The following is a 13,332-nucleotide window of genomic DNA, read 5'->3' on the forward strand; positions in this document are numbered from 1 at the left end:
AGAGGGCGAGTGCCGTAGCGCTCGCCCTCGTTGTCAAACCGAACGCCGCGGGATTGTTACTTCGTCACCTGTCCGCGGATCTCGCCGCCTTTGTTGGCCTCAGTGTGGACGTTGACATAGTACTTGCCGGCCAACAGGTCGGCGGCCTGTGCGTCGGTCAGCGTGGCGCTGCCTTCAGAGCCGGATGTGGCCGGTGTGATCGGGACGGCGACGCCGGCATTCTTGCCGGCTTCGGCGGGGCCGTGGAAATGCGCCATGGTCGCAGGACCCGTAAGACCGGAATAGGTCAGCTTCCAGGTGAGCTTCTTGGTAGCGGGATCGAAATCGATATCGGCGTTGCCCTTGCCGGCGCTGGTGGTGGCGGGCACTTCGGAAGCGCCATCGAGGGTCGCCTTCATCTTCTCGGCGGAAGCGGGGCCGGCAAGGGCGATGCTGGCGCCGATTGCGAGGGATGCGAGCATGATGGAACGAGGTGACATGGTTTTCTCCCTGATGGTAGCGAGGTCGTCATGGCTGGAAACATCCGAGACGCCAATTCATTCCCCCAAAAGCCTAAGGGATGGATCACGGTTTCGTTCCGGCAGAGGTTGTTCGACGGGCTGCATTTGCTGAAGTTCGACCAGGCTACCGATTGGACATGCACGTGCTGAAACGGCTTTTCATTCTTGCAGTTGTCGCCGCGGTCGTCGGCCTCGGCGCGTTCTGGTGGCTGACGATTCCCGCAACGGTGGCTGCGAGCACGCTCCCGGCGCACACGCCCGATCCCGGCAATGGTGCGGTGGTCTTCAATGCCGGTGGCTGCGCGTCCTGCCACGCCACGCCGGCGCAGCAGGATCGGCTGAAGCTCGGCGGCGGCCTGCCGCTGACATCGCCGTTCGGCACGTTCTACGTGCCCAACATCTCGCCCGATCCGGTCGCGGGGATCGGCCGCTGGAGCGAGGTTGATTTCGTCACGGCATTGTTGAAGGGGACATCGCCGAACGGCTCGCATTACTTCCCGGCCTTTCCTTACACGTCGTACCAGCAGATGAAGGTGGAAGACGCGCGCGACCTGTTCGCTTTTCTGAAGACGCTGCCACAAGTCGCGAGCAAGGCGCCGGACCATGCCGTGCCGTTCCCGTTCGACATTCGCCGCAATCTCGGCATCTGGAAATCCCTGTTTCTCGACGGCAAGCCGTTCGTGGCGGATACGTCGAAGTCGCCGCAGTGGAATCGCGGCAGCTATCTGGTCAATGCGCTGGGCCACTGCGCCGAGTGCCACAGCCCGCGCAACGCGCTGGGCGGCATCGTGACGGCACAGCGCTTTGCCGGAGGTCCGAACCCCGACGGCGAGGGCTGGGTACCGAACATCACCCCGAAGCGCCTCGGTGACTGGAGCGAGAAGGACATCGCGTATTTTCTCGAAACCGGACAGACCCCGGACGGCGACACTGCCGGCGGCTCCATGGCTCGCGTGATCCGCAATACCTCCCAGTTGAGCGCCGAGGATCGCTCGGCAATGGCGCTCTATCTGAAGTCGCTGCCCCCGGTTGAAGGGCCGCCAAGGCCCGCTAAAAAGGGCTAAAATCGGCCGCGCAAGGTTGGGTTGTGGCGAGGTGCAGCCTTGCATGGAAACCCGCCAAGCCATGTCGCATCGGCGGTTTTCGTGACGGGCCTCACGTGATTGTGTGCTGCAACATGAAGGCCCCCGCGATTCCCCCGATCTCCATTCCCCCGATCTCATGAACATCCTTAAAGCCGTGTCGCTGAAGATTGCCAGCACCATGGCGTTTGCCATCATGGGCGCTCAGGGCCGCTATCTCGGCAGCGACGTGCCGCTCGGCGAGATCGTATTCGCCCGCGGACTGTTTGCGCTGATCCCCATCGTGCTGTTCTTCGGTTGGCGCGGCCAGTTGCGCGGAGCGCTGCGCACGAACCGCGTCTCTGCGCATCTGGTGCGTGGCTCGTTCAGCGTCATCGGGACGTTCTGCACCTTCGGTGCACTGGCGCGGCTGCCGATCGCGGATGTCACGGCCATCGCCTTCATCGCGCCGCTGATCACCGTGGTCTTTGCGGCGATCTTCCTGAAAGAGGAGGTCCATGCCTATCGCTGGTCGGCTGTGGCGATCGGCTTTTCCGGCGTCATCCTGATGCTGTCGCCGTATTTCCACGACCATGCAGCGTTGACCACATCAATGATCATCGGTCTGTCGCTGGCGTTGCTGAACGCCTTCTCGTCGGGCGGAGCGACCATTCAGATCCGCCGGCTGACCGCGACAGAATCGTCCTCGGCCATCGTGATCTTCATGACGCTGATCGTGATGGCGGCGTCGCTGCTCACCGCGCCATTCGGCTGGCGCTGGCCGACGGACTTCGAACTGGCGCTGCTGGTCGGCATCGGCATTTCCGGTGGGCTCGGCCAGATGCTGTTCACCGAGAGCTATCGCTATGCGCCGGCGTCCTTTCTGGCGCCGTTCGACTACACCGCGATGCTGTGGGCCTTCCTGCTCGGCTTCTGGATGTTCGGCGAGGTACCGACGCCTTACGTGGTGGGCGGTGCGGTGATCGTCGCGGGGGCGGGCATTTTCGTTATTCTGCGCGAGCGGCATCTCGGCTTGAAGCGGCTGCGTGACACACCGATGTCGCCGATCTCCACCATGGCCGATGATGAGGCCGACCCGGATGCGCCCATCGCAGTTCGCGTAAAGTCGCGCTGATTTCTTGTTCAATTTGCTGCAATGCACACCACGTTTTAACGGCAAGTTGCGGGATCTCGATTTTAGAACGCGCGCAAAACTCGGGGCCTTGCTCCTGCCACGCGGCTGGATTTATATGCATTTGCTGCTTTCACGCGGCATCCCGTGCATGACGGGCTCATGAGGCGAAATGACCGCGCAAGGGTGCTTGCCGGACGTGTCGTTCTTTCCCAGATAGATCCGGCTGCACAGAATTTTCTGACGACAGACGTTCCCGAAATCAAAGAGGTTACCAATGGTCAACCGCCTGCAATTCTACATCGATGGCGCCTGGGTCGATCCCGTCGTCAAGAAGACTACCCCTGTCGTTAATCCCGCGACCGAAGATGCGATGTACGACATTGCGCTGGGCTCCAAGGCCGACGTCGACAAGGCTGTCGCGGCTGCCAAGCGCGCCTTTGAGACATTCTCCCAGACCACCCGCGAAGAGCGCATTGCGCTGCTCGAAAAGATCATCGCGGTCTACAAGACCCGCATGTCGGATATCGGCGCGTCGGTCTCCGACGAGATGGGCGCTCCGCTGCCGATGGCCGAGAAACTGCAGGCCGGTGCCGGCCTCGGTCACCTCGTCGCCACGCTCGACGTGCTGAAGACCTACAAGTTCGACGAGCCGCACAACGCCGCCATGATCACGAAGGAGCCGATCGGCGTCGTCGGCATGATCACGCCGTGGAATTGGCCGCTGAACCAGATCGCCTGCAAGGTCGCGCCTGCGCTCGCCGCCGGCTGCACCATGCTGCTCAAGCCGTCGGAATACACCCCGACCTCGGCCTTGATCTTCGCGGAAATCCTCCATGAAGCCGGCGTGCCGAAGGGCGTGTTCAACCTCGTCAATGGTTTGGGCCCTGACGTCGGCGTTGCCATGAGCGAACATCCCGACATCGACATGATCTCCTTCACCGGCTCGACCCGCGCCGGGATCGACGTTGCCAAGCGCGCCGCAAACACTGTGAAGCGCGTCAGCCAGGAACTCGGCGGCAAGTCGCCGAACGTGATCCTCGACGGCGCCGACTTCGTGAAAGCCGTCACCGGCGGCGTCGCTCACATGTTCAACAACTCCGGACAGTCGTGCAACGCGCCGAGCCGCATGATCGTGCCGCAGGCGAAGATGAAGGAAATCGCCGCCATCGCGAAGACGCAGGCCGACAAGACCAAGGCCGGCGATCCGCGCGCTGATGGCACTGTCATCGGTCCGGTGGTCAATCGCGGCCAGTGGGACAAGATCCAGGGCCTGATCCAGAAGGGCATCGAGGAGGGCGCCACGCTGGTCGCCGGCGGTCCCGGCCTGCCGGAAGGCGTCAACAAGGGCTTCTATGTGCGTCCGACGATCTTCGCCGACGTCACCGAGAACATGACCATCGCGCGCGAGGAAATCTTCGGGCCGGTGCTCGTGATCATGGGGTCCAAGGACGAAGCCGATGCGCTCCGCATCGCCAATGACACCCCGTACGGCCTCGCTGGTTACGTCTCCGCCGACACGGTTGAGAACGCCCGCAAGTTCGGCCGCCGCATCCGCGCGGGCAACGTCAATCTGCAGGGTGCTCCGAACGATCGCACCGCGCCGTTCGGTGGCTACAAGCAGTCCGGCAACGGCCGCGAATGGGGCAAGCACGGTCTCGAGGACTTCCTCGAGGTCAAGGCAATCGCCGGCTACACCGCGGCGTAAGACCGCGTCATCGAAGCGAGAGCTTCGTGACTGAAAACGCCGGTGCAGGAAACTGCATCGGCGTTTATGTTTTTCGCGAGAACTGACAACGCCGCTCGTTGGTTTGCGCCGACCTGCACTCCCATCGATCGACTTGCCGCATGCTGTTAACGCATCGTTTATAATGTCCCGATCGATCCTGCCGAATATACCAGTCCGTTAGACATCGAGGGCATGATCGCGGCCGGGGCTTATGTTGATTGAGTTCGGGCATGATGTGGCTGGTCGGAAGACAGATGATGGAGAGCCTGCGCGCGCAAGTTGCCGCGATGCGCCGCGTGATGTCATCAACGGCAGGTTTGATCGGATCCGACTACGCGACGAAAGAGCAGGCGTGGGAAATGCTGGAGGGGCTCTTTAGCCCGTTCGCGCACGCATTGACCGCGACCGCGATCGCGCTCATCGCCTGGTATAACTGGTACGCCGACGGCTCGCTTGCCTCCGTTCCGGCTGCTGTCATGGTTTTAGGAACGTTCAGTCTTCGCGTGGTTTTTGCTCGCCGTTATCATAGGCGTGGGCCGGACGCACGGGTTTCTGACTGGATTCGTCTATCGGCCAAATCGAGCTTCATCGCCGCACTGGGCTGGGGCTCCAGCCTGTCAATCCTGATTTTTACGACCGAGGGGCCGGCCCGCTTCGCTGTCTTCGCGTTGATCAGCGCGCCGATTCAGGGAGTCACCGCGCGCGCCTACGCGATGCCGGCCGTGGTGATCGTCCATATCAGCATCGTGCTTGGAATGGTCGGTATGGCCGCCACGATTTTCGGGATAGCAGTCGCAATTCCGCTCGTGCTTCTCTATCTGTGGTACCAGATCGGTTTCGTTTTCGAATTGGTCGCACTGCGCACGAAAATGCTGAAGGCCGATCACGATCGGGTCGCGTTGCTGGGCCAGGTGACGCGCTACAATTCAGATCTTGCGGTCGTGAATGCGCGGCTATCGACGTTCGCGCTCACCGACGGCTTGACCGGCGTCAGTAATCGGCGGGATTTTGACCAGAAACTGAAACTCTGTCTGCAAGATCAGACGACGTGCGCCGCGCCGCTGGCTTTGCTGCTGATCGACGTCGATCATTTCAAGCGCTTCAACGATACATATGGGCATCTGGTCGGCGACGAATGCCTGAAACTGGTGGCGGCTGCGATCCGAACCGCGGGGCGCGTCAACGATTTCACGGCGCGCTACGGCGGTGAGGAATTCGCGCTTATTCTGCCCGCGACGACGCACGCCGACGCGCTGGTGATCGCCGAACGGGTGCGGCAGGCCGTTGAAACCATGGACCGCGCAGCGTTGCCGCAACCGGGTGAGCGATTGACCGTCAGCATCGGTGTTGGCATCGTGGCGGCCGGCGCGAGTATTCAACCGCACGAGCTGGTCGAGGCGGCTGACAGTGCCTTGTATCTGGCCAAGCAGTGTGGACGTAACTGCGTCAAGGATGGCGTTGCGGCACGACAACCGCTGCAGCAGATTGCCTGATCCATCAGCCGCCAAGCGCGCCCTGCGTATTGACATAGACCGCATAGATCGACTGGCTTGAGGCCATGAACAGCCGGTTACGTTTCAAGCCGCCGAAACAGACATTGGCGCAGCGCTCGGGTAGCGCGATGCGGCCGATCTGTTCGCCGTCGGGCGCGAAGATGAAGACACCGTCCAGCTCCGGCTTGCCCATGCCCCAGCCGCACCAGAGATTGCCGTCTATATCACAGCGCATGCCGTCGGGCGTACCCGGGCCCGCATCGATCAGCACGCGCTTGTTCTTCAGCGTCTTGCCGTCGTCGGCAACGTCGTAAGCGAGAATCTTGCGGTTCGGCACGCCGCGCGATTCCACGACATAGAGCAGCTTCTCATCCGGCGAGAAGCACAGTCCGTTGGGACCGAGCACATCGTCGGCGACGATGGTGGACTTCAACGTGTCGCCGTCGATGCGGTAGATATTCTGGCCGATTTCGGACGGCGCTTTGTTGCCCTCATACTCGCTCATCAGACCGAAGGGCGGATCGGTAAACCAGATCGAGCCATCGGATTTCACCACGACATCATTCGGCGAGTTCAGTTTCTTGCCTTCGAAATTATCCATCAGCACGGTGATGGCGCCGTCATATTCGGTGCGGGTGATGCGGCGACCGTGTTCGCAGGTGATCAAACGTCCCTGGCGATCCCGCGTGTTGCCGTTGCCGTAATTCGACGGCTTGCGGAAATCGCTGATCGCGCCGGTTTCCTCTTCCCATTTGATGATGCGGTTGTTGGGAATGTCCGAACACAACAGATAGCGCCCGTCGCCGAACCACACCGGCCCTTCGGCCCAGCGCATGCCGGTGGTGATGCGTTCGATGGCGCCGAGCTTGATCCAGTATTTTTCGAAGCGAGGATCGAGAGCGTGAATGGCGGGGTCGGGATAATAGGTCGCCGGGCGCCAGCCGGGCGATGACAAGTCGGACATTGGTGTCTCTTTCTTTGCCGTTTCCTCACCCCGTTGCTAGCATCGGTAGGGATGGGCGGCAAGCAACGCCGGTTGCGCCGCCTTGCTGAGACGTCGGCGCTGCGCCATACTTGTCTGACAACTGACAACATTACGAGGGACGGGAATGCCAAGGATCTTGATGACTGGTGCATCGGGCGGAATCGGCACGCGCTTGCGGGAACTGCTGCCGCCGATCTATCCGGACCTCGTACTCAGTGATCTCACGCCGCCGCCAAAACTCAAGCCGACCGAGAATTTCAAACAGGCGGATCTCGCCGATCTCGCAGCAGTCGAAGCGATATGCGAGGGCGTCGACGGCATCCTGCATTTCGGAGGTTTCTCGGTGGAGGGTCCGTGGGACACGATCCTGCAGGCCAACATTATCGGCGGCTACAATCTGTTTGAGGCCGCGCGCAAGAAGGGCGTCAAGCGCATCATCTTCGCGTCGTCGAACCATGCGGTCGGCTTCTATCCGCGCCACAGCAGGATCCCGCCGGACGTCACCGCACGACCGGACAGCCGCTACGGCGTCAGCAAGGTGTTCGGTGAGGCGGTGGGCTCGCTCTATGCCGACAAATATGGACTGTCGGTGACATGTCTGCGGATCGGCAATTTCGGCGACAGGCCACTGGACCAGCGCCGGCTGTCGATCTGGCTGAAGCCTGAGGATCTGGTGCAGCTCTGCCGGATCGGCCTCGAACATCCCGCGATCCATTTCGAGGTGCTGTATGGCGCCTCCTATAACGAGCGCGCCTGGTGGGATAACTCCCGTGCCTACGAGCTCGGCTATCGTCCGACCGGCAAGGCGGAAGATCACCGCGAGCACGCGATGGCGGAACAGGCAAAAATGAAGCCCGATGCCGTCAGCGACTTCTATCAAGGAGGCGCATTTTGCAGCGCCGAATTCGCCGGTGACTTCAGCAAGGTGTGGGAGCCGAAATAGGGCCCAGCCAGTCCGTTCCGCACATTGACAAGAATTTTGGCAGCTTCATAAGAAGCATTCAAAAACAAGCTTGGAATGGGAACGCGACATGGCCGACGGATTGCGCAAGGGGCTGACCAGTTACGGCGATGCCGGCTTTTCGCTGTTTCTGCGCAAGGCTTTCATCAAGGCCATGGGCTATTCCGACGATGCGCTGGACCGGCCGATCGTCGGCATCACCAACACCCATAGCGATTACAATCCCTGCCACGGCAATTCGCCCCAGATCATCGAGGCCGTGAAGCGCGGCGTGATGCTCGCCGGTGCGCTGCCGATGGTATTTCCGACCATCTCGATCGGTGAAAGCTTCGCGCATCCGACCTCGATGTATCTGCGCAATCTGATGGCGATGGATACCGAGGAGATGATCAAGGCGCAGCCGATGGATGCGGTCGTCGTGATCGGCGGCTGCGACAAGACGCTGCCGGCGCAGATCATGGCGGCGCTCTCGGTCGATCTGCCGACGGTTGTGATCCCGGTGGGCCCGATGGTGGTCGGCCATCACAAAGGTGAGGTGCTAGGCGCCTGCACCGACTGCCGGCGCATGTGGGGCAAGTTCCGCGCGGGCGAGATCGACCAGCAGGAAATCGACGACGTCAATGCGCGCCTCGCGCCGTCCGTCGGGACCTGCATGGTGATGGGCACGGCCTCGACCATGGCCTGCATCACAGAAGCGATGGGCCTGTCGCTGCCGATGAGCGCGACGATTCCCGCACCGCATGCGGAGCGTTTTCGCTCCGCCGAAGCCAGCGGCAAGGTCGCAGCGACACTCGCCAGGAACAAGGGACCGAAGCCGAGCGAGTTTCTCACGCCGGGTTCCTTCCGCAATGCGCAGGTGGTGCTGCAGGCGATCGGCGGCTCGACCAACGGGCTCATTCATCTGACCGCGATGGCCAACCGCACGCCGAACCGGATCGATCTCGCGGCCTTCGATGAACTTGGTCGTGATGTGCCGGTGCTGGTCGATCTGAAGCCGTCAGGCGATCACTATATGGAGCACTTCCATCATGCCGGCGGCGTGCCGAAGCTGATGCAACAGCTCGGCGATCTCATCGATCTCGATGCAAAATCCGTCAACGGCGAGACGCTGCGCGAGATCGTGGCGAATGCCGAAGAGGTGCCGGGTCAGGACGTGATCCGCTCGAAGGACAATCCGATCAAGCGCGAAGGCGGGCTGGCGATACTGCACGGTAATCTGGCGCCGCGCAGCGCCGTCATCAAGCATTCCGCCGCGTCGCCGAAGCTGATGCAGCACACCGGCCGTGCCGTGGTGTTCGAGTCCGTCGAGGACATGACCAACCGCGTCGATGACCCTGATCTCGATGTAACTGCCGATGACGTGCTGGTGCTGCGCAATGCCGGTCCGAAGGGTGCGCCGGGCATGCCGGAGGCGGGCTATCTGCCGATCCCGATGAAGCTGGCGCGTGCCGGCGTGAAGGACATGGTCCGCATTTCGGACGCGCGCATGAGCGGCACGGCCTTCGGCACCATCGTGCTGCACATCACGCCGGAGAGCGCGGTGGGCGGGCCGCTGGCACTGGTGAAGAACGGCGACATGATCCGGCTGGATGTGGCGAAACGGTCGATCGATCTCCTGATTGACGAAGCCGAGTTCGCGAAGCGGGCTGCTGCACTCGTGCCAGCCGAGACGCCGGACTGGGCGAAGCGCGGCTACGCACATCTGTTCCACACCACGATCCTGCAGGCCGATGACGGCTGCGACTTCGATTTCATGACGGCGAAGGGGAAAGGCTGACGCTATTCGGAGCGCGGCCGACACATCTTGCGCGGTCGGCATCGCTGGCCCGGCGCCCATCCGCTGTACGCAAAGCGAGGCGGCGACATTGGCATAGCCGATGGCGCTCTGCAGTGAATATCCATCCGCAAGCTGCGCGGCTATAGCACCGACGAAGCAATCGCCGGCGCCGGTGGTATCGATGGCCTTGACGAGGCGGGCGGCTTCAAGATGGACCTGTCCGTCGATCAGCGCGATCACGCCGCGTTTCCCCAGCGTGACACAAATGTTTGGCCGATGATCTATCTGCAACGTCGAAGCAGCGTCGATGAATAGCACATCCGGAGCCGTGTCGCGCAGTTCGACACCTGCGAGCAGGCCGAGCTCGCTTTCATTGAGGATCAAGACATCGACCAGGGCCATGAGCTCACGGCCGATCGGCATCGCCGGTGCCGGATTGAGAATTGTGGTTGCACCGGATGCGCGCGCCCGCGTGAAGAAAGCCGTGATGGCGGGCTGCGGAATTTCAAACTGGCTGACGGCAACATCACCCTTCCGGAGCACGGGCGCGCTCACATCTGCGGCGTTCACCAGCGCATTGGCGCCGGGCACGACAATGATGGTGTTGTCGCTATTCGCAACGGTGATGATGGCCGTTCCGGTGCTAACGCCTGTGACCTCACGCACGTAAGCGAGATCGACGCCCTGCATGGCCAGAAATGCCCTGGTGTCACGCCCGAAGGCATCCGCACCCGTACAGCCGATCAATATGGTCGCTGCGCCGAGTTTCGCCGCAGCAACGGCCTGATTGCCGCCCTTGCCGCCGGGAAAATACAACACCTCGCGGCCTGCCACGGTTTCGCCGATCGCCGGATGGCGATCAGCTGTTGCGACCACGTCCGTGTTGATGCTGCCGGCGACGAAAACCTGGCCCATGGTGCTCACACCTGTGCCCGATACTCCTCACGGACCGCCGCGATATCCGACAATGTCGGTAGTCCCGCTTCGTTGCCCAGCCGCTGGATCTTGAACGTCGATGCGGCGCGCGCGAATTTGAAATGCTCGGCCCAGCTATCGCCGGGATTGGCAAGATACGAATAGACGTAAGCGCCGTGGAATACGTCACCGGCGCCGTTGGTGTCGATCACCTTCTCACGCGGGATCGGTAGTGCGGGCAGCGTATGCACCGTGCCGGCCTCGTCATACCAGAGCAGGCCCTTCTCGCCGAGGGTGACGCCGCCGACGCGGCAGCCGCGGGCCTTGAGATAATCGAGCATCTTCTCCGGCGTCAGATCCATCTGCTCGCACAGACGTTCGGCGACGATGGCGACGTCGATGAACTCCAGCAGCTCATGGGTGTTGGTGCGCAAGCCGCCGCCGTCGAGTGAGGTGAGGATGCCGGCCTCGCGGCATAGTTTCGCATAGTGGATCGCGGCATCGGGCTGATGGCCATCGATATGCAGTGCGCGGCAGGCGCCGAGATTGAGCAGCGGGAAAGGATGGATGTGTTCGTCGTCGCGGCAGCGGACGATGGCGCGCTTGCCGTCTTTCGGCATGATGAAGGACAGCGATGAACTCGCCACTTTGCGCGGATGGACCTCGATGGCGTATTTCGCCGACATGTCCATGAACATGCGGCCGAGCCAGTCATTGGCCACTGTGGCGATCAGATCGGGCACGATGCCCAGCTTGGCGCAGCAGAAGGCCGCCGTCACCGCATTGCCGCCGAATGACACGGCATAGTCGGAAGCGACGTGTTTCTCGTCGCCGGTCGGCATATGGTCGGTGATGAACGTGACGTCGATATAAGTCTGTCCGATAAAGAGTGCCTTCATGAATCCGTCCGTCTCGCCTGAGGGATGGCTGCATCCGTCCGGAGACGGCGCATCCGTCAGCTTAACAGCGCCTGCGACGAGGTCACCACCGAAATTGTGCGATGCCGCAGGATGCCCTGGCCAGTTGAACGCGGTTTCCAGCATTCTCGCTGGAAAACTGGCATAGTCGGATCATAACAACACTACGACATCGGGAGGGATGCGATGATCACCGGGCTGGATCATGTCGTCATTTTGCTGGAGGACCTGGAGGCAGGGATCGCTACCTATCAGACCCTGTTTGCCCGTGCGCCCGCCTGGCGCAGCACGGGCGAGGGGGCGGCAATGGCGATGTTCACGGTCGCCAACATGTCGGTCGAGCTGATGGCACCCGTCGGCCATGGTCCGGCGGCTGATCGTATCCGCGCTGTGCTGCCGGAGCAGGGCGCCAGTCTGGCCAGCATCTGTTTCCGGACCGGCGATATTGCCAAGATGCATCGCCGGCTCGATCGCCTGGCACTCAAGCCTGATCCTATCGCCGAGGTCGAGAGCAGGGATACCGAGACCGGCGCCACGCTGTCGTGGAAGCGCACCCGTGCAGCGACGGATACGACGCGTGGTGTTCGGCAATTCTTTCTCGAAATGTCCGACGAGCGACCGGTGTCGTCCGCGGTGGGTGATGCGCCGTTCCTTGGCCTCGACCATATCGTTGTCGCCACGCAGGATCCCGAGCGCGCGGCCGCGCTCTATGGTGCGCGACTGGGCCTCGACATGGCGCTGGACCGTTCCAATCCGGAATGGGGCCATCTGATGTTCTTTCGCTGCGGCGATCTGATCGTCGAGGTGGTGCATCGTCCCGACGACAAGGCGGACAGGAATCGCGACAAGCTCTGGGGCATGACCTGGCGCGTTGCCGACGTCGATGCCGTCCGCGAGCGCTTGCTCGCCGCGCATGTCAATGTGTCGGAGGTGCGTAACGGCCGCAAGCCGGGCACCCGCGTCGTCAGTCTGCGCGACGGCACCTGTGGAATTCCAACGCTGTTGATCGAGCGGACGGGGAAGGATTGATGCAGTGATCGTAGGGTGGGTAGAGCGGAGCGAAATTCATCCTACGCAATCGCGTTTCCACTACCCCCGCCACAACACCGAACACCCCTGCCACAGCAGTACCAGCGAGATCACAAACAGCAGCGCATATGCGATGTTGTAGAACAATGCGGTGGGCGTGTGCTTCACCAGCCAGATGCCCATGAAATTCGCGACGATGGCCATCGGCAGCAGCGCTACCGATGTTGCGAAATTGCCGGCGTGAAATTGGCCGAGGGCGAAGTAGGGCACGATCTTCAGCGCGTTGACGACAGCGAAGAAAATCGTCGTGGTGCCGACCAGCACCAGCTTCGGCAGCCGCTGCGGCAGCACATAGACCTGGAACGGCGGACCGCCAGCCTGCGTCATGAACGACGTGAACCCCGACACCGCGCCCCAGAATACGCCGCCGGCCGGACCCATGCGCGTTGGCTCGATCCTGGCGCGCTTGCGCCAGACATCGATCACGAAGATGAGGCCGATCAGGCCGACGGTGATGCGCACTGCATTGTCGGAAATGTAGGAGGCGAGCAGCCACGCCAGCGTCATGCCGGCGACCGCGCCGGGCAGCATGATCTTCAGATTCGAGGCATCCCATTCGCGCCGATAGACATAGATCGAGATCAGGTCCTGCGTGATCAGCACCGGCAGCAGCAAGGCGGCCGCCTCCAGTGGTGGCAGATACAGGGCCAGCAGCGGCGTGGCGGCAATGCCGACGCCGGAGAAGCCGCCCTTGGAGAGGCCGAGAAAAATCACCGCGGGAATGGCGACGACGTAGAAGAACGGGTCTGTGATGATGGCGGGCACGGGCAGGT

At 62.1% G+C, this 13,332-nt stretch carries 11 protein-coding genes and 1 pseudogene; 7 read left to right on the top strand and 5 right to left on the bottom strand.

Annotated elements, in window-relative coordinates; all coding sequences use genetic code 11:
- Window positions 1-56: 56 nt before the first annotated feature.
- Window positions 57-479 (bottom strand): CHRD domain-containing protein, encoded by a 423-nt coding sequence (locus CIW50_RS24250; RefSeq protein WP_149533743.1) that lies wholly within the window; start codon window positions 477-479, stop codon window positions 57-59.
- A gap of 164 nt (window positions 480-643) precedes the next feature.
- Between CIW50_RS24250 and CIW50_RS24255 the strand changes: the two genes are divergently transcribed.
- The 4 genes from CIW50_RS24255 (at window position 644) to CIW50_RS24270 (ending at window position 5,915) form a co-directional block, all read left to right on the top strand.
- Complete coding sequence (locus tag CIW50_RS24255; protein WP_149533744.1) at window positions 644-1,564, top strand: cytochrome c; 921 nt, start codon at window positions 644-646, stop codon at window positions 1,562-1,564.
- A gap of 157 nt (window positions 1,565-1,721) precedes the next feature.
- Window positions 1,722-2,696 (top strand): DMT family transporter, encoded by a 975-nt coding sequence (locus CIW50_RS24260; RefSeq protein WP_149533745.1) that lies wholly within the window; start codon window positions 1,722-1,724, stop codon window positions 2,694-2,696.
- 274 nt (window positions 2,697-2,970) lie between these two features.
- Entirely contained in the window at window positions 2,971-4,401 is a 1,431-nt protein-coding gene (locus CIW50_RS24265; protein WP_149533746.1) for an aldehyde dehydrogenase family protein, read from the top strand.
- 251 nt (window positions 4,402-4,652) lie between these two features.
- Window positions 4,653-5,915, top strand: coding sequence for a GGDEF domain-containing protein (locus tag CIW50_RS24270; RefSeq protein ID WP_149533747.1), 1,263 nt, complete (start codon window positions 4,653-4,655; stop codon window positions 5,913-5,915).
- Between the two features lie 4 nt (window positions 5,916-5,919).
- Here the strand turns inward: CIW50_RS24270 and CIW50_RS24275 are convergent, their stop codons facing one another.
- Window positions 5,920-6,879 (bottom strand): SMP-30/gluconolactonase/LRE family protein, encoded by a 960-nt coding sequence (locus CIW50_RS24275; protein WP_149533748.1) that lies wholly within the window; start codon window positions 6,877-6,879, stop codon window positions 5,920-5,922.
- Window positions 6,880-7,024: 145 nt separating this feature from the next.
- Between CIW50_RS24275 and CIW50_RS24280 the strand changes: the two genes are divergently transcribed.
- Window positions 7,025-7,843, top strand: a complete 819-nt coding sequence (locus CIW50_RS24280; protein ID WP_149533749.1) for an NAD-dependent epimerase/dehydratase family protein — start codon at window positions 7,025-7,027, stop codon at window positions 7,841-7,843.
- Window positions 7,844-7,931: 88 nt separating this feature from the next.
- Window positions 7,932-9,638, top strand: a complete 1,707-nt coding sequence (locus CIW50_RS24285) for an IlvD/Edd family dehydratase (RefSeq protein ID WP_149533750.1) — start codon at window positions 7,932-7,934, stop codon at window positions 9,636-9,638.
- Window positions 9,639-9,647: 9 nt separating this feature from the next.
- Here CIW50_RS24285 and CIW50_RS24290 read toward each other — a convergent pair.
- Both CIW50_RS24290 and CIW50_RS24295 read right to left on the bottom strand, forming a co-directional pair.
- Window positions 9,648-10,553, bottom strand: a pseudogene (locus tag CIW50_RS24290) (ribokinase); the annotation flags it as partial.
- 5 nt (window positions 10,554-10,558) lie between these two features.
- A complete protein-coding gene (locus tag CIW50_RS24295) occupies window positions 10,559-11,452 on the bottom strand; it encodes a sugar kinase (RefSeq protein WP_149533751.1) in 894 nt (297 codons plus the stop codon).
- A 204-nt stretch (window positions 11,453-11,656) separates the two neighbouring features.
- Between CIW50_RS24295 and CIW50_RS24300 the strand changes: the two genes are divergently transcribed.
- Window positions 11,657-12,499 (top strand): VOC family protein, encoded by an 843-nt coding sequence (locus tag CIW50_RS24300; protein ID WP_149533752.1) that lies wholly within the window; start codon window positions 11,657-11,659, stop codon window positions 12,497-12,499.
- Between the two features lie 60 nt (window positions 12,500-12,559).
- Here CIW50_RS24300 and CIW50_RS24305 read toward each other — a convergent pair whose 3' ends face one another.
- Window positions 12,560-13,324 carry a sulfite exporter TauE/SafE family protein gene (locus CIW50_RS24305; RefSeq protein WP_149533753.1) on the bottom strand — a complete coding sequence of 255 codons (765 nt, stop codon included), beginning with the start codon at window positions 13,322-13,324 and terminating at the stop codon, window positions 12,560-12,562.
- Window positions 13,325-13,332: the final 8 nt, after the last annotated feature.

Origin of the sequence: Tardiphaga sp. P9-11, assembly GCF_008329525.1 — a bacterium.
In the GTDB taxonomy this organism is placed as follows: domain Bacteria; phylum Pseudomonadota; class Alphaproteobacteria; order Rhizobiales; family Xanthobacteraceae; genus Tardiphaga.

Excerpts from the sequence above, each read along its gene's own strand:
- CIW50_RS24250 (WP_149533743.1), bottom strand. The coding sequence starts at position 479 with ATGTCACCTCGTTCCATCATGCTCGCATCCCTCGCAATCGGCGCCAGC.
- CIW50_RS24270 (WP_149533747.1), top strand. The coding sequence starts at position 4,653 with ATGATGTGGCTGGTCGGAAGACAGATGATGGAGAGCCTGCGCGCGCAA.
- CIW50_RS24280 (WP_149533749.1), top strand. The coding sequence starts at position 7,025 with ATGCCAAGGATCTTGATGACTGGTGCATCGGGCGGAATCGGCACGCGC.
- CIW50_RS24295 (WP_149533751.1), bottom strand. The coding sequence starts at position 11,452 with ATGAAGGCACTCTTTATCGGACAGACTTATATCGACGTCACGTTCATC.
- CIW50_RS24265 (WP_149533746.1), top strand. The coding sequence starts at position 2,971 with ATGGTCAACCGCCTGCAATTCTACATCGATGGCGCCTGGGTCGATCCC.
- CIW50_RS24275 (WP_149533748.1), bottom strand. The coding sequence starts at position 6,879 with ATGTCCGACTTGTCATCGCCCGGCTGGCGCCCGGCGACCTATTATCCC.
- CIW50_RS24300 (WP_149533752.1), top strand. The coding sequence starts at position 11,657 with ATGATCACCGGGCTGGATCATGTCGTCATTTTGCTGGAGGACCTGGAG.
- CIW50_RS24260 (WP_149533745.1), top strand. The coding sequence starts at position 1,722 with ATGAACATCCTTAAAGCCGTGTCGCTGAAGATTGCCAGCACCATGGCG.
- CIW50_RS24285 (WP_149533750.1), top strand. The coding sequence starts at position 7,932 with ATGGCCGACGGATTGCGCAAGGGGCTGACCAGTTACGGCGATGCCGGC.